This window comes from Micromonospora endolithica (assembly GCF_003626595.1).
Lineage (GTDB): Bacteria > Actinomycetota > Actinomycetes > Mycobacteriales > Micromonosporaceae > Micromonospora > Micromonospora endolithica.
In genome coordinates this window covers 962420-985079 of sequence record NZ_RBAK01000001.1, presented here as the reverse complement: position 1 = coordinate 985079, position 22660 = coordinate 962420, and the positions used below count along the sequence as shown (strand labels likewise).

General features: G+C 73.5%; 25 protein-coding genes, 1 tRNA gene and 1 pseudogene. 16 read left to right on the top strand and 11 right to left on the bottom strand.

The window, feature by feature from the left end; genetic code table 11:
* The first annotated feature begins 55 nt into the window (after positions 1–55).
* Together D7223_RS32985 and D7223_RS04430 are read left to right on the top strand one after the other, a co-directional pair.
* Positions 56–448 carry a hypothetical protein gene (locus D7223_RS32985; protein WP_186832173.1) on the top strand — a complete coding sequence of 131 codons (393 nt, stop codon included), beginning with the start codon at positions 56–58 and terminating at the stop codon, positions 446–448.
* A 53-nt stretch (positions 449–501) separates the two neighbouring features.
* Positions 502–906 carry a YjbQ family protein gene (locus D7223_RS04430; protein ID WP_120725013.1) on the top strand — a complete coding sequence of 135 codons (405 nt, stop codon included), beginning with the start codon at positions 502–504 and terminating at the stop codon, positions 904–906.
* 68 nt (positions 907–974) lie between these two features.
* Here the strand turns inward: D7223_RS04430 and D7223_RS04425 are convergent, their stop codons facing one another.
* From D7223_RS04425 to D7223_RS04405, 5 genes are all read right to left on the bottom strand, one after another.
* Positions 975–2633, bottom strand: a complete 1659-nt coding sequence (locus tag D7223_RS04425) for an alkaline phosphatase D family protein (protein ID WP_120725011.1) — start codon at positions 2631–2633, stop codon at positions 975–977.
* A 121-nt stretch (positions 2634–2754) separates the two neighbouring features.
* Positions 2755–3552: an ABC transporter permease subunit gene (locus D7223_RS04420; RefSeq protein ID WP_238161548.1), complete on the bottom strand. Its 798-nt coding sequence runs from the start codon at positions 3550–3552 to the stop codon at positions 2755–2757.
* On the bottom strand, positions 3539–4450 hold the full coding sequence (locus tag D7223_RS04415; protein WP_120725009.1) for an ABC transporter ATP-binding protein: 912 nt from the start codon (positions 4448–4450) through the stop codon (positions 3539–3541). The genes D7223_RS04420 and D7223_RS04415 overlap by 14 nt, the downstream gene beginning before the upstream one ends.
* Positions 4443–4922: a GbsR/MarR family transcriptional regulator gene (locus D7223_RS04410; protein WP_120725007.1), complete on the bottom strand. Its 480-nt coding sequence runs from the start codon at positions 4920–4922 to the stop codon at positions 4443–4445. The genes D7223_RS04415 and D7223_RS04410 overlap by 8 nt, the downstream gene beginning before the upstream one ends.
* A 197-nt stretch (positions 4923–5119) precedes the next feature.
* Positions 5120–5704 carry an NADPH-dependent FMN reductase gene (locus D7223_RS04405; protein WP_120725006.1) on the bottom strand — a complete coding sequence of 195 codons (585 nt, stop codon included), beginning with the start codon at positions 5702–5704 and terminating at the stop codon, positions 5120–5122.
* 93 nt (positions 5705–5797) lie between these two features.
* On the opposite strand from D7223_RS04405, the gene D7223_RS04400 reads away from it, so the two are divergent.
* The 5 genes from D7223_RS04400 to D7223_RS04380 all read left to right on the top strand — a co-directional run bounded on the left by D7223_RS04400 (position 5798) and on the right by D7223_RS04380 (position 10066).
* A complete protein-coding gene (locus D7223_RS04400) occupies positions 5798–6277 on the top strand; it encodes a MarR family winged helix-turn-helix transcriptional regulator (RefSeq protein ID WP_120725004.1) in 480 nt (159 codons plus the stop codon).
* Positions 6278–6320: 43 nt separating this feature from the next.
* A complete protein-coding gene (locus D7223_RS04395) occupies positions 6321–8831 on the top strand; it encodes a transketolase C-terminal domain-containing protein (protein ID WP_120725001.1) in 2511 nt (836 codons plus the stop codon).
* A gap of 111 nt (positions 8832–8942) precedes the next feature.
* Positions 8943–9380, top strand: coding sequence for a DUF3052 domain-containing protein (locus tag D7223_RS04390; protein ID WP_120724999.1), 438 nt, complete (start codon positions 8943–8945; stop codon positions 9378–9380).
* 76 nt (positions 9381–9456) lie between these two features.
* The gene (locus D7223_RS04385; protein ID WP_120724997.1) at positions 9457–9924 is read left to right on the top strand and encodes a peroxiredoxin; all 468 of its coding nucleotides are present in this window, start codon (positions 9457–9459) and stop codon (positions 9922–9924) included.
* A gap of 67 nt (positions 9925–9991) precedes the next feature.
* A tRNA-Val gene (locus D7223_RS04380) sits at positions 9992–10066 on the top strand.
* A 294-nt stretch (positions 10067–10360) separates the two neighbouring features.
* On the opposite strand, the gene D7223_RS04375 is transcribed toward D7223_RS04380, so the two are convergent.
* Positions 10361–10948, bottom strand: coding sequence for a DinB family protein (locus D7223_RS04375; protein ID WP_120724995.1), 588 nt, complete (start codon positions 10946–10948; stop codon positions 10361–10363).
* A 713-nt stretch (positions 10949–11661) separates the two neighbouring features.
* Between D7223_RS04375 and D7223_RS33375 the strand changes: the two genes are divergently transcribed.
* The gene (locus D7223_RS33375; protein WP_238161667.1) at positions 11662–12057 is read left to right on the top strand and encodes a hypothetical protein; all 396 of its coding nucleotides are present in this window, start codon (positions 11662–11664) and stop codon (positions 12055–12057) included.
* A 55-nt stretch (positions 12058–12112) separates the two neighbouring features.
* On the opposite strand, the pseudogene D7223_RS33370 reads toward D7223_RS33375, so the two are convergent.
* Positions 12113–12640 (bottom strand): annotated as a pseudogene (locus D7223_RS33370) (ice-binding family protein); the annotation flags it as partial.
* Between the two features lie 357 nt (positions 12641–12997).
* On the opposite strand from D7223_RS33370, the gene D7223_RS04365 reads away from it, so the two are divergent.
* The 5 genes from D7223_RS04365 to D7223_RS04345 all read left to right on the top strand — a co-directional run bounded on the left by D7223_RS04365 (position 12998) and on the right by D7223_RS04345 (position 17154).
* Positions 12998–14272, top strand: coding sequence for an MFS transporter (locus tag D7223_RS04365; RefSeq protein WP_120724993.1), 1275 nt, complete (start codon positions 12998–13000; stop codon positions 14270–14272).
* Between the two features lie 103 nt (positions 14273–14375).
* Positions 14376–14990: a dihydrofolate reductase family protein gene (locus tag D7223_RS04360; protein WP_120724991.1), complete on the top strand. Its 615-nt coding sequence runs from the start codon at positions 14376–14378 to the stop codon at positions 14988–14990.
* A 61-nt stretch (positions 14991–15051) separates the two neighbouring features.
* Entirely contained in the window at positions 15052–15705 is a 654-nt protein-coding gene (locus tag D7223_RS04355) for an alpha/beta hydrolase fold domain-containing protein (RefSeq protein WP_120724989.1), read from the top strand.
* Positions 15702–16316 (top strand): phosphoesterase PA-phosphatase, encoded by a 615-nt coding sequence (locus tag D7223_RS04350; protein WP_120724987.1) that lies wholly within the window; start codon positions 15702–15704, stop codon positions 16314–16316. The genes D7223_RS04355 and D7223_RS04350 overlap by 4 nt, the downstream gene beginning before the upstream one ends.
* 40 nt (positions 16317–16356) lie before the next feature.
* The gene (locus D7223_RS04345) at positions 16357–17154 is read left to right on the top strand and encodes an alpha/beta fold hydrolase (RefSeq protein ID WP_120724984.1); all 798 of its coding nucleotides are present in this window, start codon (positions 16357–16359) and stop codon (positions 17152–17154) included.
* A 70-nt stretch (positions 17155–17224) separates the two neighbouring features.
* Here the strand turns inward: D7223_RS04345 and D7223_RS04340 are convergent, their stop codons facing one another.
* Together D7223_RS04340 and D7223_RS04335 are read right to left on the bottom strand one after the other, a co-directional pair.
* A complete protein-coding gene (locus D7223_RS04340) occupies positions 17225–18148 on the bottom strand; it encodes an aminoglycoside phosphotransferase family protein (protein WP_120724982.1) in 924 nt (307 codons plus the stop codon).
* A gap of 41 nt (positions 18149–18189) precedes the next feature.
* Positions 18190–18771 (bottom strand): dihydrofolate reductase family protein, encoded by a 582-nt coding sequence (locus D7223_RS04335; protein WP_120724980.1) that lies wholly within the window; start codon positions 18769–18771, stop codon positions 18190–18192.
* Positions 18772–18847: 76 nt separating this feature from the next.
* Between D7223_RS04335 and D7223_RS04330 the strand changes: the two genes are divergently transcribed.
* Positions 18848–19429: a TetR/AcrR family transcriptional regulator gene (locus tag D7223_RS04330; RefSeq protein WP_120724978.1), complete on the top strand. Its 582-nt coding sequence runs from the start codon at positions 18848–18850 to the stop codon at positions 19427–19429.
* 65 nt (positions 19430–19494) lie between these two features.
* Positions 19495–20643 (top strand): polysaccharide pyruvyl transferase family protein, encoded by a 1149-nt coding sequence (locus D7223_RS04325; RefSeq protein WP_120724976.1) that lies wholly within the window; start codon positions 19495–19497, stop codon positions 20641–20643.
* A gap of 82 nt (positions 20644–20725) precedes the next feature.
* Here the strand turns inward: D7223_RS04325 and D7223_RS04320 are convergent, their stop codons facing one another.
* A complete protein-coding gene (locus tag D7223_RS04320; protein WP_120724974.1) occupies positions 20726–20932 on the bottom strand; it encodes a hypothetical protein in 207 nt (68 codons plus the stop codon).
* A gap of 150 nt (positions 20933–21082) precedes the next feature.
* Between D7223_RS04320 and D7223_RS04315 the strand changes: the two genes are divergently transcribed.
* Positions 21083–21604 (top strand): DinB family protein, encoded by a 522-nt coding sequence (locus tag D7223_RS04315; protein ID WP_120724972.1) that lies wholly within the window; start codon positions 21083–21085, stop codon positions 21602–21604.
* A gap of 129 nt (positions 21605–21733) precedes the next feature.
* On the opposite strand, the gene D7223_RS04310 is transcribed toward D7223_RS04315, so the two are convergent.
* The gene (locus D7223_RS04310) at positions 21734–22606 is read right to left on the bottom strand and encodes a carbohydrate kinase family protein (RefSeq protein ID WP_120724970.1); all 873 of its coding nucleotides are present in this window, start codon (positions 22604–22606) and stop codon (positions 21734–21736) included.
* Positions 22607–22660 lie beyond the last annotated feature (54 nt).

Genomic DNA, 22660 nt, shown 5'->3' with positions numbered 1-22660 from the left:
TCATCCGCTCGTCACGTTCGGCGACGCCTTGTCGGGTCCCCCTACCGTGCGGGTCATGAATGGACGACAGGTGGGTGTGGGCGTACTCCTGGCGGGAGGCGGGTCGCTTCTGCTGCTCGTCGGCGGGTCGGCACTGGTCGCCGGTGACCTGGGGGCGCTGCCGGTCCTTGTTCTCGGCGGCGGGCTGGTCGCGGTCGGGCTGCTGCTGGCGCGGGCCGGAGCCCGGGCCCGGGTGTCCCGCCCGGTGTCCCGCCGTCAGCACCAGGGCGGCTACGGCTACGGCTACCCGCCGGCGTCGGACGTGGGCGTCGGCGACGCGTTCGACGCCGACCGGGCCCGCGGCGGTTCCTGGTGGTCCGGCGGCGACTCCGGTGGCGGCTGGTCCGGCGGCGACTCCGGCGGTGGGTTCTCGGGCGGGGACTCCGGCGGAGGCGGCGGCGGTTTATGACGGAGGCCGGTGAGCCGGGCGGGGAACCGACCAGCTCCGGCAGAATGCCCCGTATGCGTACCGAGGTGCTCACCGTCCAGACCGGCTCCCGCCCGACCGTCCGGGACATCACGGCCGAGGCCGAGCGGTTCGTCGCCGGCCAGGGCGACGGGCTGCTGCACGTCTTCGTCCCGCACGCCACCGCCGGCCTGGCGATCATCGAGACCGGCGCCGGGTCGGACGCCGACCTGCTGACCGCCCTGGACGAGCTGCTGCCCACCGACGACCGGTGGCGGCACCGGCACGGGTCACCCGGCCACGGCCGGGACCACGTGCTCCCGGCGTTCGTCCCCCCGTACGCGACCCTGCCGGTGATCGACGGGCACCTCGCCCTCGGCACCTGGCAGTCGGTCTGCCTGGTCGACCCGAACGGCGACAACCCCACCCGCCAGGTCCGCCTGTCCTTCCTGCCGGCCTGAGCCGCCGGCCGTCCCCCGTGGGGAACGGCCGGCAGCTCGCTTCCGGGGGACGCCGATCCCGGTACGGGTCAGGGGCGGACGGTCTCCCGTTCGACGGTCGACTCGCCCAGCTCCGGTCCGGTCTCCGTCTCCGTGGCGCGAGCCGAGGCGGCGGGCGGCCGGTCGTACGTCTGGTGCAGGCCGGGTACCCGGTCCTCGATCACGAACGAGGCCCGGGTGTACGCCGGCGCGTCCGGCCGGGTCACGTAGGGCAGCACCGCGAAGTCGGCTGCGAGGTGGTCCGGGGTGATCGTCGTGCGGACGTACCCGCGCAGGTTGTTCTGGAAGCGCAGGTGGGGGTTGATCGCCAGCCAGGGGTGCGAGCCGGAGGCCGAGTCGGCGCCGTCACCGCCCGAGGTGATCGACGAGCAGACCAGCTCGCTGCCGACCGTGCGGGAGGTCGGGTCCGCGTAGTCGACCTTCAGATCGCTGGCCCAGTGGGCGTGCACGTCACCGGTGAGCACGACCGGGTTGCGCACCCCGGCGGCCATCCAGCCGCGGGTGATCCGGTCCCGCGAGGCGACGTACCCGTCCCAGGCATCCATGCTGGTGACGGTGAGCGGACCGGCGTTGTTGTCCCGCTGGGCGAAGAACACCTGCTGGCCCAGGATGTCCCAGCGCGCCTCGGACCGGCGGAAGCCGTCGAGCAGCCAGGACTCCTGCTCGGCGCCGGTGATAGACCGGGCCGGGTCGTACGCGGCCGGGCAGGCGTCGTATCCGTCGCCGCACGCCTGGTCGTCGCGGTACTGCCGGGTGTCGAGCAGGTGGAAGGTCGCGAGCCGTCCCCAGCGCACCCGCCGGAAGAGGCGCATGTCGATGCCGCGCGGGATCGACGTGCGTCGCAGGGGCATGTTCTCGTAGTAGGCCCGGAACGCCGCCGCCCGCCGGGCCAGGAAGTCCGGCTGCGGAATCTCGGGCTTCTCGTACGCCTCGTCGGCCCAGTTGTTGTCGACCTCGTGGTCGTCCCACACCACGAGCCAGGGTGCCACGGCGTGCGCCGCCTGGAGATCCGGATCGGTCTTGTACTGGGCGTGCCGCTGTCGGTAGTTGGCCAGGGTGACCGTCTCCGGCCCGGCGTGGTCCCGGGGGTTGCCACCCGGAATCGTGTAGACGTCCGCGGCGTATTCGTACTGGTAGTCACCGAGATGCAGGATCAGCTCCGGCTCGGTCTCGGCGAGCCGCCGGTAGGCGGTGAAGTACCCGTGCTCGTACTGCGAACAGGAGGCGAAGGCCATCGCCAGCGCGCTCGGCATCGCCCACGGCGCGGGCGCCGTCCGGGTGCGCCCGACCGGTGAGACGTACCGTTCGGCCCGGAACCGGTAGAAGTACTCCCGGCCCGGCAGCAGGCCGTCCAGCTCGACGTGCACGCTGTGTGCCGACTCGGGGCGGGCGATTCTCACCCCGCGCCGCACGACGTGCCGGAACCGCGCGTCCGCCGCGACCTCCCAGCGCACCGGCACCGCCCGGGACGGCATCCCACCGAGGCCGTCCTCGGCGAGCGGCTGCGGGGCCAGCCGGGTCCACAGCACGAAGCCGTCGTGGTCGGGGTCACCGGAGGCCACCCCGAGGGTGAACGGGTCCTGGCGCAGCGGCCCGGCGGAGGCCGCGGCGGGCAGGGCGGCGGCGACCGCGCCGGCGGCGCCGACGGCCGCGCCGGAGAGCAGGATGGTACGTCGGGACAGTGTCATGAATCCTCCCGGGAGTCCGTTTGGTTCGACTCCGGGAGCGTCGCGACCGAGGGTGACACCCAGGTGACCACCAGGGCCCCTGGTCGCCACATCGCGCCGAACAGGGGCCCTACCGCACACCTCAGACGGCGACGTCGCGGCGGGCGAAGGCGGCGGTGCCCGCCGCGACGAGCAGGACGGTGCTGCCGAGCAGCAGCAGCACGCCGACCGGCTGTACGCCGTCGACCAGCGGGGAGCCGCCCAGGTACCAGTGGAACGGCGACAGCCGCTGCGCCCAGGCGAGCCCCTCCACCTGGGGGAAGACCGAGTTCGCCAGGAATCCCAGCACGGCGACGCCGGCGCCGGTGCCCAGGGCGACGGCCCGGCGGCCGGTCGCCGCGCCGGCGGCGTACGCTCCGGCGGCGAACGCCAGCCCGAACAGCGCCAGGTGCAGGGTCATCGCGGCGAAGCCGCCGACGTCGATGTCGCCGAGCTGCGCCGGCCCGCGCAGGGCGACCAGGGCGAGACCGAGCAGCGCGGTCACCAGCACCACGCCGACCGCGACCGCCGCGAAGCGGAGCAGGGCCAGCCGGGCCCGACCCACCGGGTGCGCGAGGACCAGGTCGAGGGTGCCGGCCTCCTCGTCACCGGCCACCGCCCGGGTGCCGGCGGCGATCGCGAAGACCGCGACCAGGAGGGGGACCAGCAGGCCGTAGACCGCGCTGCCCAGATAGCCGGCCGCGCTGGTCAGGTCGCTGTAGTTGAACGCCTCCAGCAACCCCTCGGGGTACGCCGCCAGGGCGTCGGCCATCTCCGGGGTCCGCATGGTCGGCCAGAACGCGGCGTACATGCTGCCCACGGCGACGATCGCGACGGCCCAGCCGGCCAGCGACCGGCGCGCGTCGTGCAGCGCCTTGGTGAACGGGTCACGCAACAGCACGGGTGGCCTCCTCACGGGAGTAGTAGCCGAAGAAGAGTTCCTCCAGGTCGGGCTCCTCGCAGAGCAGCCCGACGGCGGTGTGCGCGGCGGCGGCCTTGACCAGCGCGTCGGCGCGACCGTCGAGCCGGCAGCGCAGGACCGTGCCGGCGACGGTGACCTCACTGACGCCGGGCAGGGCGGCGAACTCCGCCGCGTCGACCGGCTCGGCGAAGGTCACCTCGACCTTGCGTACGGCCCGCTCGCGCAGCTCCTCGACCCGGGCGACGGTGACCATCCGCCCGTCGCGGACGATGCCGACCCGGTCGGCGGTCTGCTGCACCTCGCTCATCACGTGCGACGACATGAAGACGGTGCGGCCCTCGGCGCGCGCCTCGCGGACCATGGCCAGGAACTCGTGTTGCAGGAACGGGTCGAGTCCGCTGGTGGGTTCGTCGAGGATCAGCAGTTCGGGGGAGTGCATGAACGCCTGCACCACGCCGACCTTCTGCCGGTTGCCCTTGCTGAGGCCCCTGATCGGCCGGCCCAGGTCCAGGTCCAGCCGGGCGGCCAGCGCGTCGACCCGGGCGCGCGGCACCCCACCCCGCAGGTTGCCGAGGTAGGTGAGCAGCTCCCGGGCGGTCTGCCGGCCGTCGACGACGAAGTCGCCGGCCAGGTAGCCGATCCGCCGCCGCAGCGCCACGCCGTCGCGTCGCGGGTCGGCGCCGAGCACCCGGACCCGGCCGGCGGTGGGCCGGATCAGGTCCAGCAGCAGCCGGATGGTGGTGGACTTGCCGGCGCCGTTCGGGCCGAGGAAGCCGTACACCTCCCCGGGCTCGACCCGCAGGTCCAGACCGGTCAGGCCGCGGTTGCGGCCGTACGTCTTGACCAGTCCCTCGGTGTGGATGGCGGGCTCAGCCATCGTGGTCTCCCTTCGCCCCGTACTCGGCCTCGAAACGTTCCACCAGGCGCGGCATCTCGTCCTCGATGAAGGCGTAGAAGTCGCGCATCATCCGCAGCCGCTCGGTGCCCGGGGCGTCGTCGCCGCCGACCACCTTCAGTCCGCGCTCCATCAGCTCCCGGAACACCCGGAACTTGCTGGCGTCGGCGGCGATCCGGATGACCGCGTCCGGCCGGACCTCGTACGCGTGGCCGCGGTGACCCGGCACCGGCACCCGGCGGGCCAGCCCGCTGCTCTCCAGCATTCGCATGCCGGTGCTGACCGAGCCCTTGGAGAGCCCGAGCGCGGCGGACAACTGTGCGCTGGTCTGGCCGGGCGGATCGCAGATCAGCAGCCAGCCGAGCAGCTTGCCGTACGCGGGCGGCAGGCCCAGCCCGCTCAGGACGACGGCGGCGTCCTCGGCGTACCGGCGCTGGTCGGAGAGTTCCGGCATGATCCCCCATTTCGAATGTTCAGTAAGTTCTGAACACACGATACGCGCGATGCGCCCGGCCGCCAAGGCAAGGGGCCGCTGCATGCGGAAACGGACGTGGTGGTCCGGGACCACCACGTCCGTTCGGCCGGACGGGCTGTGTTAACAGGGGGCCCTTCCTCTACCGCGGGCGTTAAGCGGGGGCCCTTCCTTACACCTCAGGCGGTGGCGGCGAGCCGGGCGATGCCGATGCGGGTGCCCAGGGCGTCGAGCAGGCCGCGCAGCAGCGCCTCGGTCGTCTCGTCCTTGACGTCCCCGTCGACGGTCAGCTTCTCGTGGGCGTTGGTGACGATGATCTCCGGCTTGCTGAGCACGGCGGAGTCCGTCCACAGGAAGAGCTGCCGCAGCTGGAGCTGGGCCCGCACGGTGCCCATGCCGGTCGGTGCCGCACCCATGATCGCCACCGGCTTGTGCGCCAACGGCGACACCCAGGAGGTGACCGGGAAGCTCGGTCGGGAGGCCCAGTCCAGGGCGTTCTTGAGCACGCCCGGCACACCGTAGTTGTACTCCGGGGTGGCGATCAGCAGCGCGTCGGCGGCGGCGATCCGCTCGCGCAGGTCCACCACGGGGGCGGGCGGCTCGGGCTCGATGTCCTCGTTGAAGGCCGGGATCGCGGCCAGGTTCCGGTACCGCTCGATGGTCATGCCCTCGGGGGCGAACCGCTGCGCGGCCCGGATCAGCGCGGTGTTGAACGACGCGTCGCGCAGGCTCCCCGAGATGGCGAGGACCGAAAAGTCGGACATGGCAGTCTCCTCTTGTCGTTGCCCACCGGCAAATGCGTGAGCTGCTACATAGTAGATGTGCTCAACTATTGAATGGCAAGTAGGATGTGAGGCATGGCGCAGAGCACCGTTTCCCCGGCCGGACCCGAGGTGGGCGACCGGGCCGACCTGGCCGGCGACACCGTGCGCCGCATCATGCACATCGCCTCGGCGATCCGGCACTACCAGGACGTCGAGATCGCCGAGCTGGGCCTCACCCCGGCCGCCGCCCGGGCGCTGCACGAACTCGACCCGGACCGCCCGCTGCCGGCCCGCGACCTCGCCGAGCAGCTGCGCTGCGACCGGTCCAACGTGACCGCCCTGGTCGACAAGCTGGAGCAGGCGGGCCTGGTGGAGCGCCGCGTCGACCCCGCCGACCGGCGGCAGAAGACCCTCGTGGTCACCGAGGCCGGGTGCCGGACGCGGGCCCGGGTGCACCAGGTGATGTCCGACTCCCGGCTGCTGGCCGCGCTGAGCACCGCCGAGCTGTCCACCCTCCGTGAGCTGGTGTGGAAGGTCTCCGACGGCGGCTGCCCGGAGGACTGCGGCAGCTAGACACGGTTCGTGTCCCAGTGGGCGACGATGGCGCTCGTCGGTAATGCTGTCGGACGTGACCTCCCCGCAAGATCTCGACGACCGGTTCCGCGACAGGCTGACCGCGCTGGGCGCCGCCGACGAGCGGCGTGACCCGGGCGAGCCGGTGACCGACGACGCGGCCCTGACCGGCGCGCAGGTGCTCGACCTCTTCGACGCCCAGGCCGTCAGCCGCCAACTGGACCTGGCCGCCCGCTGGCTGCGCAGCTTCGGGGAGGGCTTCTACACGATCGGTTCCGCCGGCCACGAGGGCAACGCGGCGGTCGCCGCCGCGCTGCGCCCCACCGACCCGGCGCTGCTGCACTACCGCTCCGGCGCCTTCTACTGCGTCCGCGCCGCCCAGGCCACCGCGTCCGGCGCCGATTCCCCCGCCACCGCCGCCGAGGCCGCTCCCGAGCCGCGCGATCCGGCCGCCGCCTCCGTCGCCGAGGCCGCCCCCGAGCCGCGCGACCCGGCCGCCACCGGCGACGCCGAGACGCCCCCGGACCCGCCGGCCGGCGAGGACAACGACACCGCCGGGCCCGTTGCGTCCGCGCTCGCCCCCGGGTACGCCGACGCGGCCCGCGACGTGCTGCGCGGCATGGTCGCCTCCAGCCGGGAGCCGATCGCCGGTGGCCGGCACAAGGTGTTCGGCCGGGCCGACCTGGCCGTCGTGCCGACCACCTCCACCATCGCCTCGCACCTGCCCCGCGCGGTCGGCATGGGCCTGGCCGTGGAGCGGCTGCGCCGGCTGGACACGTCGGGCCGCCGCACCGGTGACGGCCAGCTCCCGGGCGGCGGAGGAGCGTCGCCCGCGCCCTGGCCGGCGGACGCGATCGTGGTCTGCTCGTTCGGCGACGCCTCGGTCAACCACGCCAGCGCGACCGCGGCGTTCAACACCGCCGGCTGGTACGACCACACCGGCCTGCGCATCCCGGTGCTGTTCGTCTGCGAGGACAACGGGCTCGGCATCAGCGTCCGCTCCCCGAAGGGCTGGGTGCAGACCATGCTGCGCTCCCGGCCGGGGATCCGCTACTTCGCCGCCGACGGCGGCGACGTCGTCGGGACGTACGCGGTGGCGGCCGAGGCGGCGGCCTGGGTGCGCCGGCACCGGCGCCCGGCGGTGCTGCACCTGTCGACGGTGCGGCTGATGGGACACGCCGGAGCGGACGCCGAAACCGCGTACCGCGGCACCGCCGAGATCGAGGCCGACCTGGACCGGGATCCGGTCGCCGCCACCGCCGCGACGCTGGTCCGGGCCGGTGTCGCCTCCGGCGCGGACCTGCTGGCCCGGTACGACCGGATCGGCTGGGAGGTGCGCCGCGTCGCCGAGGAGGTGCTCGACGAGCCGAAACTCACCACCCCGGCCGAGGTGGTCACCCCGCTGGCCCCCCGCCGGCCGGCGCGGGTGGCGCGGGCGGTCGCCGACGCGGCGTCCCGGGCCAGCGGCCCCGGCGCCGCCGCCCGGACCGAGGCGTTCGGCGGCAAGCCACCGGAGCTGTCCGGGCCGCTCACCCTCGCGCAGAGCATCAACGCCGCGCTCGCCGACGCGATGCTCGACCACCCACGGATGGCCGTCTTCGGCGAGGACGTCGCCGCCAAGGGCGGGGTGTACGGGGTCACCAAGGGCCTGCGGGACCGGTTCGGCCCGGCCCGGGTCTTCGACACCCTGCTCGACGAGACCTCCATCCTCGGCCTGGGCCTCGGCGCCGGGCTGGCCGGGATGCTGCCGGTGCCGGAGATCCAGTACCTCGCGTACCTGCACAACGCCGAGGACCAGCTGCGCGGCGAGGCGGCCAGCATGCAGTTCTTCTCCTCCGGGGCGTTCCGCAACCCGATGGTGGTGCGGGTGGCCGGGCTCGCGTACCAGGAGGGCTTCGGCGGGCACTTCCACAACGACAACTCGGTGGCCGTACTCCGGGATGTGCCGGGCCTGTTGATCGCGGTGCCGGCGCGGCCGGACGACGCGGCGGCCATGCTGCGAACCTGCCTGGCCAGCGCGGCGGTCGACGGCAGCGTCTGCGTCTTCCTGGAGCCGATCGCGCTCTACCACACCCGCGACCTGTACGCCGAGGGCGACAACCAGTGGCTGGCGGAGTACCCGGAGCCGGGCGCGTGGACCGGCGGGCACGTGCCGGTGGGCCGGGCCCGGGTCTACGGCGTCGGCTCCGCCGAGGATCTGACCATCGTGACGTTCGGTAACGGGGTGCGGATGTCGCTGCGGGCGGCGGCCACGCTGGCCGAGGAGGGGGTCGGCACCCGCGTCGTGGACCTGCGGTGGCTCGCCCCGCTGCCGGTCGCGGATCTGGTCCGGGAGGCGGCGGCGACCGGCCGGGTGCTGGTGGTCGACGAGACGCGCCGGTCCGGTGGGGTCGGCGAGGGGGTGATCGCCGCGCTGGTCGACGGTGGGTACGTCGGGGCGGCGCGGCGAGTTGCCGGAGTCGACTCGTTTGTACCATTAGGCCCGGCCGCGCGTCAGGTTCTGGTTTCCGAGGATGCCATTACCCAGGGTGCCCGCACGCTGCTGGCACGGTAAATTCCGTTCCACCCGGTGCGCCACTTGCGCGAGGGCCCACAACTGTGTGGACTTTGCCTGACGGCGTCGCACGACGTCGCGAGCAGGGACGAGATGAGGAGGCACGCGACAGTGAGCGCGACCGCTGGTCAGGCCGCCGACGGGGTACGCAGCCTGGCGGACCGGTTCGGAATGGAACCGGGGATGGTCGTCATGGAGATGGGGTACGACGACGACGTCGACCAGGATCTCCGGGACGCCCTTACCGACCGCTGTGGAGAACTGGTCGACGAGGACACCGACGAGGTGGTCGACGCGGTGCTGGTGTGGTACCGCGACGGCGACGGTGATCTCTTCGAACTCCTCGTCGACGCCCTCGGCCCGCTGGCCGACAACGGAGTCGTGTGGCTCCTCACGCCCAAGGCGGGCCGCGAGGGGCACGTCGAGCCGAGCGAGATCGCCGAGTCCGCGCCCACCGCCGGCCTCCAGCAGACCTCGACGGTCAACGCCGGCCGGGACTGGAGCGGCGCCCGCCTGGTGCTCCGCCGCGGGGCCAAGGCCAAGAAGTAGCCCACCGCCTCCCGCACCGCGGCTCGGGCCCGTGACAGGCTGGTGCCGCGCAGACCCCGACTTCCGAGGAGTTCGCATGCCCATCGAGGTTGGCGCCGAGGCGCCCGACTTCGTGCTCAAGGACCAAAACAACCAGGAGGTCCGGCTCGCCGACTTCCGGGGCACGCGTACCGTGCTGCTGGTCTTCTACCCGCTCGCCTTCACCGGCATCTGCCAGGGCGAGCTGTGCGAGGTGCGGGACAACCTGAACGACTACGTCAACGACGACGTCCAGATCCTCACCGTCAGCGTCGACTCGGTCTACGCCCACAAGATCTGGGCCGACCGGGAGGGCTACCAGTTCCCGCTGCTGGCCGACTTCTGGCCGCACGGCGCGGTCGCCCAGGCGTACGGGGTCTTCAACGAGGTCGCCGGCATCGCCAACCGGGGCACCTTCGTGATCGACAAGGCCGGCGTGGTCCGCTTCGCCGAGATGAACATGCCGGGCGAGGCACGCGACCAGCAGGGCTGGCGCAAGGCGCTGACCGAGGCCGTCGCCGGCTGATCCGGATCCCGGGGCCGGTGGTGGGCAGGGTAAGCTTGCCAGCCACCGGCCGCCGTACGGGCGTTCCGGGCGCGTAGCTCAGTGGGAGAGCACTCGCCTTACAAGCGAGGGGTCGCAGGTTCGAAACCTGCCGCGCCCACCAGGTGTCATCAGCGGAAACCGCCCCGAGAAGATCACTTCCCGGGGCGGTGACAGCAACGTCGGCGTGCCGGGCGATGGCCTGGGCGACGTGCGGCGGGACGCCCAGCTCCATCAGCAGCGACACCACCGTGTGCCGAAGATCGTGCTGCAGCTTCCCGCCAGCCCGCTGAACGGTCTGACCGATGGCCGCCATGCCGTTGTCGAGATCGAGGTCCGACCAGCGCAGGCCAGTAGTTCACCACGCCGGAGCCCGGGCGTCGCGGCGACGACGTAGGTTTCCAAGCTCGATCGTCGGTTACCGGAAAGTCATATTCTGGCGCGGTACGGCTCCGTCCTGCCAGCGGTAGAGGTCGCGCAGCAGGGAAATCTCGGCGCCGTGATGGATCAGCTCCCTGTTGACGTGCAGGACGATGCCCTCCATGGGAAACCGCTCGGGACCCACCGTGGGTGGATTTTCCAGGTCAGCGTCCGAGAGCTCGCGGACCCCCGCGTTCCATCTCCCATACATTTCATCGAGCTGTTTCAGCGCCTCGTCAGCGGTCCCCGCGTAGGCGAATGTCTGGGAGTCGACGTCCTGGCCGCCGAAGTGCCAGCCGACCCGATAGCCCAGGCAGGAGACGATGATGTGCGCCAGCCGCCAGGCGATCGTGGTCACCGGCGCCGGCGCCGGCGCCGGCGCCGGGTCAGGGGACGCGGAGTCCATCGTCCATTCCCCCGAACCCGCCGACATCGGTGCGGCCGACGTGCCACGTGGGCGGATGCTCCAGCAGCCGCGTACCGGCTCCCAGAAGTACTCCTCGTCGGTAAGACCGTGCAGCCGCGGCCACAGGTTCTTGTGCCAGTGCCGGTCCAACTGGTCCGCGAGTCGCTGGCTTCTTGTCATTTCGGCACACTACAAACAATGGGGACCCGGCTGCGACCCTCGCGGACGCGCCGCCGGCAGCCCGCGTTCGATATCCGACGGCCGTGGCCGCCAGCGGGCGCAGGGTCGCAGGTTCGAAACCTGCCGCGCCCACCACCGATCCGACGACCACCGTCGACCGCTGACGGATCGGGTTGCTCACGCCGCCGGCTGAGCGTGCGACGACCGTTGCCGTCGGCGTCCTGAAGCCGTAACGCCTGACGCTATGCGGCTGAAGCGGAAGGCCCGGAGTCCAGCGTCCGGCGTGGAGGCCGCCCGGACCGCCCCGACCCGCCGACGTCCGAACCTGTGTCAAGGTCCGTTCGACGTGGCGGGCCGGGGATGATCCACTCTCCAGGCGCACGGGTGGACGGTAGGCAGGGCGTCAGGTTGCCGATCCCGTGGTGCGCCCAGCGCCCCGATCGCCTTTCGCCCTGCGTCGCCCAACCTCCTGTCGCGCCCCCTCGGGGGTGCTGATCAGGACTGGCGTGTCCGATGACGCCGGGAGAGGAAGAACATGAGCCCGCCCAGGGCGACCATGACGCTTCCCACGCCAGCCATGGTCGGGACCGGGTCACCGCTGGTCACCGGCAGCATGTCGGGCTTGCCGTGCGGGCCGCCGGGGGCACCTGGGCCGCCGGGGGCACCTGGGCCGCCGGGGCCACCGGGAGCGCCGGGGCCACCGGGAGCGCCGGGTGCACCGGGTAGACCGGGTGCGCCGGGGGCGCCGGGGGCGCCAGGACTGCCGGGAGCACCGGGAGCGCCGGGTGCACCGGGAGCGCCGGGTGCACCGGGAGCGCCGGGTGCACCGGGAGCGCCAGGAGCGCCAGGACTGCCGGGAGCGCCGGGGGCGCCAGGAGCGCCAGGACTGCCGGGAGCGCCGGGAGCGCCGGGACTGCCGGGTGCACCTGGGGCGCCGGGGCTGCCGGGAGCGCCGGGACTGCCGGGAGCGCCAGGGCTGCCCGGGGCGCCAGGACTACCAGGCGGCCCGCTGGGACCGGGTGCGCCGGTGGGGCCGGGTGCGCCGGTGGGGCCGGGTGGGCCGGTGGGGCCGGGCGGACCGGTGGGACCCGCGCACAGGGGAGCGGTGATGACGTTGGTGTCGAGGGTTACGGCGGCCGTCCGGGCGAGTGCCCGGCCCTGGAGAGTCGCGCCCGTGGCCATCGTGATCGACGCCTGCGCCATGATGGTGCCCACGAACGTGGTTCCCGTGCCGATCGTCGCCGAGCTGCCGATCTTCCAGAAGACGTTGCAGGGCGAAGCGCCGTTGATGAGGACGACGCTGCTGTCCGACGCGGTGGTCAGCGCGGAGTCGACCTGGAAGATGAACACGGCCTGGGGGTCGCCCTGGGCGTTGAGCGTCAACGCGCCGGTCAGCTGCGCCGCGCCGATCCGGTAGACCCCGGGGTTGAGGGTGTTGCCGCCCAGTTCGGCGGGGAGGTTGGTGAACGGCGTCCGACCGGCGGCGTCGTTGAAGGCCGTGGTCAGGTCGCTCTGGGCCTGTAGAGCCACCGCGTCGCCGAGATGGACCTCGCCGCCGATCGTCGCCGTCCCGAAGCCGGACGCGGTGTTCCCCGGGAACCGTCCGAGGTTCTGGGCCAGGAAGCTCGGCCCGGTGTTGGTGGGCTCGGCCCCGGCGAGGACGGAGAAGTTGCCGGCCGTCCCGAGGCCCACCGGCGCGTCCTGGGCGTTGGCGGCGGTCCCGCTGAGAGCCAGCAGGGAGGCGGCCACCGCGACGGCCGCGGAAACGGCGAGCGCTGGCAGACCTGCCCGCCGAAGACGATGAATGCTTTTAACCTTCACAGAACACCCTCCGTGGGTACTGCTCGCAGGAGCGTCTCGCTGGTCGCGACTCGCCCGAAGCGGTATATACAGTGCATATGGTGCGTTGACCACCACAACACTTTTCTTGCGTCTTGACTGCTCAATTGGGCTAATTGCCCCGCTGACCGGAGTGTCCCGTGGTTTCGGTGGTGGGCGGGTTGCTGATGGGACGGCGGGGCGGGGTGGCTGTCTGCCACCATCGACCGGGTGACGGCGGGGGAGCGGGCGGGGACGCGTACGCCGGTGGCGGCCCGCCCGCAGCCGGAGCGGCTGGGTGGCCGGTACTGGCGGTTCTGGTCCGCGTCGGCGGTCTCCAACCTCGCCGACGGGATCGTGAAGGTCGGGCTGCCGCTGGTCGCCGTCGGTTACACCGGTTCGCCGGCGTTGGTGGCCGGGGTGGCGGTCGCGTTCAGCCTGCCGTGGCTGCTGTTCGCGCTGCCGGCGGGAGCCGTCGTCGACCGGCTCGACCGGCGTCGGGTCATGATCGTCGCCAATTCGCTGCGCGCTGCCCTGGCCGGCGGGCTGGCCCTGGCGGTGGCCCTCGACGCCGACTCGATCTGGCTGCTCTATGTGGTGGCGTTCGCCGCGGGCACCGCCGAGACCCTCCATGACACCGCCGGTCAGTCGATCCTGCCGCAGCTCGTTCCGCGCCACCTGTTGCCCCGGGCCAACGGCCGGCTGCACGCCGTCGAGCTGGCCGCGAACCAGTTCGTCGGTCCGCCGCTGGCCGGCTTCCTGGTGGTCGGCGGCGCGGCCGTCGCGGTGGCCGGGCCGGCCGGGCTGTGGGCGGTCGCGGTCGCGGCGCTGCTGGTGACCGGTGGCCGGTTCCGGGTGGAGCGGGTGGGCGACACCACCCTGCGCGCGGACATCGCCGAAGGGTTGCGCTTCCTCTGGCGGCACCGGGTGCTGCGCACCTTGGCGGTCATGGTGGGTGGCAGCAACTTCACCTCGAACGCGGTGTTCGGCGTGCTGGTGCTCTACGCGGTGGGTCCCGACTCCGCGGTCGGGCTCACCGCGCCCGGATACGGGCTCCTGATGACCGCCATCGCCGCCGGCGTCGTGCTCGGGTCGCTGGCCGCCCCGTGGCTCGAACGCCGGCTCGGCCGCGCCCTGGCGCTCGGCGTGTCGATGGGGGCCGCTGCCGCGATCGTCGGCGTGCCGGCGCTGAGCACCGACCCGTTCGTGATCGGCGCGGTCTTCTTCGGTGGCGGGATCCTGCTCGCCGCGTGGAACGTGATCACGGTGTCGCTGCGCCAGCGGATCGTTCCGGACCGGCTGCTCGGTCGGGTCAACAGCGGCTACCGGCTGGTCTCCTGGGGCAGCCTGCCCCTCGGGGCGGCGGCCGGCGGTCTGCTGGCCGAGGCGTTCGGTCTCCGCGCGGTCTTCGCGATCATGGGCGGGCTGGCGCTGGCCCTGCTGGTCGGCATGGTCTGGATCAGCGACGCCGCCATCGACGCCGCCGAGCGCGACGCGTTCCTGTGACCCAGGTCACATTGTCGGCCTCGATGGAGTGTCGAACCGGCGGCGGCCCGACCGTCGACAGGGTGAGAGACGGACACGACACCGACACACCAGGAGGACAATCATGCGACTCACGGTCACCAGCTTCCTGACCCTGGACGGCGTCCACCAGGCCCCCGGAGGACCCGACGAGGACCGCAGCGGCGGCTTCGACCTCGGCGGCTGGCTGCCGCCGCACTTCGACGACGCGGTCGGCGGGTACATGACCGAGATCTTCAAGGAGGCGGACGCGTTCCTGCTCGGCCGGCGGACGTACGACATCTTCGCCGGCTACTGGCCGAACGCGGAGGAGCCCGGCGACGAGGTCGGGCTCGCACTCAACCGGCTGCCCAAGCACGTCGCCACCGGCCACCCCGACGACCTGGCCCCCTGGAACGGCGCCCAGGCGCTGGACGGGGATCTCGGCAAGGCGGTGACCGAGCTGAAGGACCAGCCCGGTCGCGAACTCCAGGTGCACGGCAGCGCCACCCTCGTCCAGTCCCTGATGCGGGAGGGGCTGGTCGACACGTACCGGCTGCTGGTCTTCCCGGTCGTCCTCGGACGCGGCCGGCGACTCTTCGCCGACGGCGTGCCCCCGACGGGCCTGCGCCTCACCGACAGCCGGACCTCCGGCAGCGGTGTGCTGATGGCCACCTACGACGCCGCCGGTGCGCCGGAATTCGGCTCCGTCGACGGGTGACCCCCGGACGGGGACCGGAGGGGACAGCGGACGCCCTCCGGTCCTCGTAGGATCGCCGGCCATGGGGGACCGACCTGTCTTGCTGTGGGTGCACGGCGGTGGGTGGTACACGCGGGAAACCACCGACGTATCGCTCTTCGAGGATCTGGGGTTGCGGGTGGTGCACGCCCGCTACCGGCTCAGCGGCGAGGCGACCTGGCCGGCGCAGCTCGACGACCTGCGTGCCGAGGCCCGTGCCGCCCGCGTACCGGGCCGGCCGCTCCTCGTCGCGGGTACCTCCGCCGGGGGGCATCTCGCTCTGCACCTGGGGTTGCGTGGCGTGGACCGGCCCGGGGACGTCGCGGCGGTGCTGGCTCTCGCCGCGCCCACCGACCCGCTGGCCGCCGACTGGCCCCGCGCCCGTGCCGAGGGGAATCCGTGGCACCGGCTGCTGGGGCACCTGCCCAGCTCCGACGACGCCGCCACCCTGGACGTCGCCGTCGCACCGCACGCCGGTTCCGGCACGCCGGTGCTGCTCGCACACGGCCTGGACGACGTCGCCGTACCCCCGACCCAGACGCTCGCCCTCGCTGCCGCGCTGGTCGCCGCCGGCCACCCGGTGCACGTCACCGTCGCCGACGGCGCGCACGGCGGGTTGGATCTCCGCCGGCCGGACGTCGCGGCGTCGATCCGGCACTTCCTGGCCCGGCGCGGTGCGGTCGCGGCGCCCGGGTGAGCGAGACCATCGACGCACCTGCCGGCTCCGCGGCGGATCGGGTGGCGCGGGCGGTCACCGAGGTGTTCGCGCCGGCCGTCCTCGCCGCGGTGATGCCGGTGGTCGTCGCCGTGCACGACACCGCCCCCGCCGTGGGCGTCGGCCTCGGCTGGGCGGCGGTCGCGGTCCTCTTCTGCGCCGTCGTGCCGTACTTCGTCATCTGGTGGGGCGTGCGGCGGGGCCGGCTCACCGACCACCACATCGGCGTACGCGAGCAGCGCCGGACGCCGCTGGTGCTGGGCCTCCTGTCGGTGCTCGTCGGCCTGGCCGTGCTGGTCCTGCTGGGCGCGCCCCGGCCGCTGGTCGCGATGGTCGTGGTGATGTTCGGCGTCGGGCTCATGGTCACCCTGGTCAACCAGGTCTGGAAGTTGAGCGTCCACGCCGCCGTCGCGGCCGGCTCGGTGGCCGTGCTGGTCGTGCTGTTCGGGCCGGCGCTGGTCCCGGCGGTGGCGCTGGTGGGGCTGGTGGGCTGGTCGCGGGTGCGACTGGCCGACCACACGCCCGGCCAGGTGGTCGCCGGGGCGGTGGCCGGGGCGCTCGTCGCGGTATCCGCCTTCCTCGGCCTGACCTGATCCCGGCCCCCCGCGGCGCGGGTCCGGCTTGGATGGGGGGATGAGCTACGCGGAGGTCGGCGGGCTGCGCCTGTGGTACGAGGAGCACGGCAGCGGTCGACCGTTGGTGCTGCTGCACGGCGGGTACGGCGCGACGGGGACGTTCGCGCCGATCCTCCCGGCGCTGGCCGCGCACCACCGGGTGATCGCGGTGGACCTCCAGGGACACGGACGCACCGCCGATGTCGGGCGTCCGCTGCGGTACGAGTCGATGGCCGACGACGTCGCCGCGCTGATCGGCCACCTCGGGTTGACCGGGGCGGACGTGCTGGGCTATTCGCTCGGCGGCGGAGTGGCCCTGCGTACCGCGATCCAGCACCGGGCGCTGGTCCGCCGGCTGGTCGTCGTCTCGGCGCCCTGCCGCCACGGCGGGTGGTACCCGGAGGTGCTCGCCGCGATGGCGGGGCAGGACGAGGCGTCCGGCGAGCGGATGCGGGGCACCCCGGCGCACCGGCTCTACGACCGCGTCGCGCCCCGGCCGCAGGACTGGCCCCGGCTGTGGGCGAAGTCCGGCGAGCTGCTGCGTCGCGACTACGACTGGTCCGCCGCGGTGTCCACGTTGACGCTGCCCACCCTGCTGGTCTTCGCCGACGCCGACTCGGTGTCCACCGCGCACATGGTGGAGTTCTTCGGGCTGCTCGGCGGCGGCCACCGGGATCCGGGCGGGGACGGCACCGCCCGTCCGGCGGCCCGGCTGGCGGTGCTGCCGGGGTTGACCCATCGCGACGTCGTCGGCTCGCCCGCGCTGCCCCGGGCAGTGCTGCCGTTCCTCGCTCATCCGACCATCGCCCCGGGCTGAGCCGACCCGCGACCGCTCGCGGGGTCCGACGGGGGCGGTCGCGGGGCCGGCTGGGCCGGCGGGGCGGGCGTCACGTGATGCGGCGGGCCAGCCAGCGGAGCAGGGCCCGCGCCTGGTCCCGCTGGAAGGCGCGGACGGTGGGCAGACCGGGCGGCGGTGGCTGCCGGGCGCCGTCGGTGAAGAAGCCGGCCAGTCCCGCGTACACGCCGGTCAGGGTTTCCGGCGCGACGTCCGAGGTGAGCGGGGACCGACGGAACAGGGCGGCCACGTCGTGCCCGCCGTGCAGCTCCACGTTGACCAGCATGATCGCGGTGTCCAGCCAGGCCGGACCCCGGCCGGCGTGTGGCCAGTCCACCACGGTCACCCGGCCGGCGGCGTCGACGAGCAGGTTGTCAGCGCGCAGGTCGATGTGGCAGAGGGTGTCGCCGCGCAGTGCGGCGAGGCCGTGGTCGGCGGCGTCGCGCAGCTCGTCGAGGTGGGCGCGGACCCACGGATCCAGGTCGGCCGGCGGATCGGCGGCGATCCGGTGCCAGCCGGCGAAGTCCGGGGCGAGCTGCGCCGCCGCGGTCGGCGCGTGGGCGACCGGGTTGGGGGTGAGGGCGGCCGCCATCGCCGCCAGCGCGTCGAGCACGGCGTCGAGCTCGTCGGCGCGCCACGGCGTCGCCGGGTGCCGCCCGTCCACGTCACTCAGGACCAGCGCCACCCACTCGCCGTCGTCGTGGACGCCGAGCAGGCGGGGCGTCGGAGCGTACGCCGGGAGCGCCGCCGTGATTCGGGCCTCCGCGCGGTGCAGGTGGACGCTGTGCGCGTTCGTCGCCGCGCACGCTGTCTTGACGAACGCGCGCCGGCCACCGGCGGTGCGGACCCGGTCGGCGGTGCCGGGGGACCAGCCCCCTGGCTGCGACACCGCCTCGACCACCCGGTCGCCGAGCAGGCTCTCGACGGCAGCCCGCACGTCGGCGGGCAGGTCGGCCCAGCTCATCCGGGTACGCATCGCTCCACTGTGGCCCTGCGAGGCGGAGCCCGGCAATCCGGTTACGCCGCTTCCCGGCGGATGTAGCGCAGCACCGCCACGCCGGACTCCAGCGGGCGGGCGTCGGTCAGGTTGAACCGGTGCGGGTCGAATCCGCGCGTGGCCAGCGGAACGCCGCTGCCGACCACCACCGGGTTGAGCTTCAGCACCAGCTCGTCGACCTCGGGCAGGAGTTGCCCGGCGAGGTCACCACCGCCGCAGAGCCAGATGTCGCGGCCGGGCTCCCGCTTGAGCGCCCGGACGAACTCGACCGGGTCGCCGGCGACGATTTCCACCTCCGGGTCGGTGGCCGGGGGCAGCGAGCGGGAGAAGACGTACTGCCGCAGGTGGGCGTACGGGCTGGTGATTCCGATCTTCAGGGCCGGGTCGTACGTGGCGCGGCCCATCAGCACCGCGTCGAAACGACCTCGCGGCGGACCGTCGATGCCGAATTCGGGGTGGGTGAAGGTGGGCAGGGTCTGCGGCCAGTGCGCCGCGATGTGCGCGGCCAGGTCCGGTGCCAGGCCGAAGAAGTCGGGGGACCCGTCCGGAGCGGCGATGAAGCCGTCGAGCGTGCTGGCGACGTAGTAGACGAGCTTGCGCAAGCGGACTCCCTGATCACTACGGATGTTGTGGTTGTCAGCGTACGACAGGTGTCGTGGTTGTTGCTAGGGTCTTTTCGTGGCACGGAACACGGAGCGGCGGGCGGCCCTGGCCGACGCGGGGTTGCGGGTCCTGGCCGCCACCGGCGCGCGCGGGCTCACCCACCGGGCGGTCGACGCCGAGGCCGGGGTGCCGCTCGGCACCGCCTCCAACTACTTCCGGTCCCGCGACGCCCTGCTCGGCGCGCTCGGGGAACGGATCATGGAGCGGTTCGCCCCGGACCAGGCCGTGCTGGCCGAGTTGGGCGCCCGGCAGCCCTCGCCGGCGCTGCTGACCGACTACGTCCGCTACATCGTCGAACGCACCACCCGCCAGCCCGACCTCACCCGGGCCCTGATCGAGCTGCGGCTGGAGGCCGCCCGCCGCCCCGACCTGGCCCGGATCCTCGGCGACACGCTGCGCCGGGGCTACCGCGAGGACGTCGCCTTCCACCTGGCCGCCGGGCTGCCCGGCGGAGGGTTCGAGGTGGCCCTGCTGCACTACGCGGTCGACGGGCTGCTGCTGGACCTGCTCACCACCTCGATCGACGCCGGTTTCGACCCGGACGCGGTGGTGGCGGCGCTGGTGTCCCGCCTGGTCGGGACCACCGGCGCGGGCTGAGCCGAGGACTGTTCCCCGGCGCACCGGGAAGACCTCCCCGGACGCACTCCGAGGAGGGGCGACGGATGACGCATGGCGCCGGTCTGACCATCGGGATTCTCGGCTCGTACGGCGGTCGCAACCTCGGTGACGAGGCGATTCTCACCGGATTGCTGGCCGACCTGCGGGAGCAGGAACCGAACGCGCGGATCATCGTCTTCTCCCGCAACCCCGCCCACACCCGCATCGCCCACCCCCAGGTCGAGGCGGTGCCCTGGGAGGGCGTGAGCCGCACCGACTCCGCGCTCGTGCTGGCCCAGCTCGACCTGCTGATCCTCGGCGGCGGCGGGATCCTCTACGACCGTGAGGCGCGCCGCTACCTGCGGGTGGTCCGGGTCGCCCAGGAGCGCGGACTGCCGCTGCTGACGTACGCGGTCGGCGTGGGTCCGCTCAGCGACGGCGTGGACACCGGGATGGTGCGCGAGACGCTGGCCGGCGCCACCCAGGTCACCGTGCGGGACCAGGAGTCCCGGATGGTGCTGGAGGAGGCCGGCCTGCTCAACCCGATCACCGTCACCGCCGACCCGGCGTTCCTGCTCGAACCCGAGGACTTCCCCGCCCACCTGCTCCGCGAGGAGGGGGTGCCGGCCGGCAAGCGGCTGGTCGGGATGAGTGTCCGGGAACCGGGCCGGGCCGCCGAACGGCTCGACGTCGACGGCTACCACCGACTGCTCGCCCAGATCGGTGACTTCCTGGTGCACCGGATCGACGCGCACGTGCTGTTCGTCCCGATGGAGCGCGACGACATCCGGCACTCGCACGGCGTGCTGTCGCACATGACCGCCGCCGACCACGGCCGGATCCTGCACGGCACGTACTCGCCGCAACAGATTCTCGGGCTGATGCGTCACTTCGACCTGGCGGTCGGCATGCGGCTGCACTTCCTGATCTTCGCCGCGATGGTGGGCACCCCGTTCCTCCCCCTGCCGTACGCGGGGAAGGTCTTCGACCTGGCCCAACGCCTCGGCGTACCGGCCCTGCGGGGCGTGGAACGGGAGGTCGAGGGCCCGTTGCTGGCCGAGGTCGACCGGCTCTGGGACGAGCGGGAGCAACGTGCCGAGGCCACCGCGCGCCGGGTGGCCGAGGTCTGCGACGACGCCCGCGCCACCTCCCAGGTCACCCGCTCGGTGCTGGACAGCATTCGCAACCAGGCACTGAGCCGACTGGGCGCCTGAGCGGGCCGGGGTGCCTGCGCCGGGCCTGGGGCCGGCTGGGTGCCTGCGCCGGGTCACGGGCCGGCTGGGTGCCTGCGCCGGGTCAGACCGCCGGACCGCGCCAGCAGTAACGCCACGTGCCGGTGCCGGCGTCGACCGACTCCAGCTCGTAGATCTCCGCCCCCGCCAGCCCTTCGGCGCCGATGTGGTGGTGGGTCAGCGGCGGCCGACCGTTCGGGTCCAGCTCGACCGTGACGCTCTGTCCGTCGGCCGCGCCGCCGACCAAGGGGATCTCCACCGTTGATGCCATGCGCCCATCCTGCCCCGGCCGACGCCGGCGCGCAGCGGATAGCCGCGGGCGGCATACGGCGTGAGGGCGCTGTTCGGGGGCGACGCAAGCGCGTTTCGCCGGTGGCATAAGGGGCGGTGGGCGCGGGTCGGGGGTGACTAGGGTCCGACGATGACGGAGATCTCGATCGACCCGACCCTCGGTCCGGTACGGGCGCGCACCGGCGGCGAACGGGACGTGCTGGACAGCTTCCTCGACTTCCACCGGGCGATGGTCCTGCGCAAGGCGCGCGGGCTCGCCGACGCCGACGCCACCCGCCGACTGGTGCCCTCGGCGACCACCCTCGCCGGCCTGGTCCGGCATCTGACCCTCATCGAGCGGAACTGGTTCCCCTATCTGCTCGCCCCCGGCCCCGGCGAGGTCTTCCCGACCTCGGAGGAGGACGCCGCGGAGAGCTTCGCGCTGACCGGCGCGGACACCGTCGAGGAGCTGGCCGGGGCGTACGAGGCCGCCTGCGAACGGTCCCGCGAGCTGGCCGCCCGCTTCGACCTCGACCACGTGGTGCCGCACCCCCAGTTGGGGGAGGTCTCGCTGCGCTGGATCCTCGTGCACATGATCGAGGAGACCGCCCGGCACGTCGGCCACGCCGACATCCTCCGCGAGCTGACCGACGGCGAGACCGGCGCCGTGTGACCACCCCCGCGCCCGACTCCCGAGCAACTTCGGGGAAGATGCGGCCTCAGGCACGCGCGACGCAGCGCTGACCCCGCGCGACCCCGCGCGACCCCGCGCGACCCCGCGCGACCCCGGCCGGGGGGTGACTCAGGGGCGGGGGAGGAGCGTCGGGGGGTACTGCATGCCGTCCTGGGTGCAGGCCGCCGCTGCCACCCGGGCGGCGTACCGGGCGGCTTCCGTGAGCGACGCGCCGTGCCGTCGGGCGGCGACCACGCCCGCCACGAAGGCGTCCCCGGCGCCGTTCGTGTCGACCACCGGGCCGGGCGGCTCGGCGGCGGGCACCCGGACCGGGTCGCCCCCGGCCGGATACAGGTCGGCGCCGTCGGCGCCCCTGGTCACCACGACCGTGCGCGGCGCGAGCGCCATGGCGAGCGCGCCGGCCCGGTCGTCCAGCCGGACGCCGCTGACGAAGACCAGGTCGGCGGCGTCGGCGAACGGCCGGTGGTACGGATTGTCGCCGTCCCAGTCGTGCAGGTCGGTGGAGAGCGGCACGCCGTCGCCGACGGCAGCCCGGACGGCGGGCAGCAGACCGACCGTCCAGTCCATGATCGAGACGTGCACGTGCGCGGCCTCCGCGACCAGCTCGCCCAGCTCGGTGGCGGTGAACGGGGCCGGCCCGTGCCACGGACGCGGGTCGTAGAGCGAACTGCGCCGGCCGGTCGGGTCCACCAGGTTCACCGAGCGGCGGGTGCCACCGGGAGCGTCCGCCAGCACCGCACGGACCGACGTGCCGGCCAGCGCCGTCCGGACCACGTCGCCGGCCGGGTCCGCGCCGAGCACGTCCACCACGGTGACCCGCAGCCCCAGCGCGTGTGCGGCGAGAGCGACGCCGGAACCGGTGTTGCCGATGCGCAGGTCGATCGGGTCGACGGTGGCGGAGTCGGCGGCGGGCAGCGGCAGGGCGGGCACGCGGACCCGGATGTCCACGCCGAGACCACCGATCACGAGTAGGTCGGACATGGCGTCGACGGTAGTCGGGCGGCGCGGCCTATCCTGGGCCGGGTCGTCGACGAG

Coding starts and splice junctions, on each gene's coding strand:
- D7223_RS04400 (WP_120725004.1), top strand. CDS start 5,798: ATGGCGCAGAGCACCGTTTCCCCGGCCGGACCCGAGGTGGGCGACCGG.
- D7223_RS04320 (WP_120724974.1), bottom strand. CDS start 20,932: ATGGCATCAACGGTGGAGATCCCCTTGGTCGGCGGCGCGGCCGACGGA.
- D7223_RS04345 (WP_120724984.1), top strand. CDS start 16,357: ATGAGCTACGCGGAGGTCGGCGGGCTGCGCCTGTGGTACGAGGAGCAC.
- D7223_RS04395 (WP_120725001.1), top strand. CDS start 6,321: ATGCTGTCGGACGTGACCTCCCCGCAAGATCTCGACGACCGGTTCCGC.
- D7223_RS04375 (WP_120724995.1), bottom strand. CDS start 10,948: ATGACAAGAAGCCAGCGACTCGCGGACCAGTTGGACCGGCACTGGCAC.
- D7223_RS04430 (WP_120725013.1), top strand. CDS start 502: ATGCGTACCGAGGTGCTCACCGTCCAGACCGGCTCCCGCCCGACCGTC.
- D7223_RS04340 (WP_120724982.1), bottom strand. CDS start 18,148: ATGCGTACCCGGATGAGCTGGGCCGACCTGCCCGCCGACGTGCGGGCT.
- D7223_RS04355 (WP_120724989.1), top strand. CDS start 15,052: ATGGGGGACCGACCTGTCTTGCTGTGGGTGCACGGCGGTGGGTGGTAC.
- D7223_RS04410 (WP_120725007.1), bottom strand. CDS start 4,922: ATGCCGGAACTCTCCGACCAGCGCCGGTACGCCGAGGACGCCGCCGTC.
- D7223_RS04310 (WP_120724970.1), bottom strand. CDS start 22,606: ATGTCCGACCTACTCGTGATCGGTGGTCTCGGCGTGGACATCCGGGTC.
- D7223_RS32985 (WP_186832173.1), top strand. CDS start 56: ATGAATGGACGACAGGTGGGTGTGGGCGTACTCCTGGCGGGAGGCGGG.
- D7223_RS04385 (WP_120724997.1), top strand. CDS start 9,457: ATGCCCATCGAGGTTGGCGCCGAGGCGCCCGACTTCGTGCTCAAGGAC.
- D7223_RS04405 (WP_120725006.1), bottom strand. CDS start 5,704: ATGTCCGACTTTTCGGTCCTCGCCATCTCGGGGAGCCTGCGCGACGCG.
- D7223_RS04425 (WP_120725011.1), bottom strand. CDS start 2,633: ATGACACTGTCCCGACGTACCATCCTGCTCTCCGGCGCGGCCGTCGGC.
- D7223_RS04315 (WP_120724972.1), top strand. CDS start 21,083: ATGACGGAGATCTCGATCGACCCGACCCTCGGTCCGGTACGGGCGCGC.
- D7223_RS04325 (WP_120724976.1), top strand. CDS start 19,495: ATGACGCATGGCGCCGGTCTGACCATCGGGATTCTCGGCTCGTACGGC.
- D7223_RS04360 (WP_120724991.1), top strand. CDS start 14,376: ATGCGACTCACGGTCACCAGCTTCCTGACCCTGGACGGCGTCCACCAG.
- D7223_RS04415 (WP_120725009.1), bottom strand. CDS start 4,450: ATGGCTGAGCCCGCCATCCACACCGAGGGACTGGTCAAGACGTACGGC.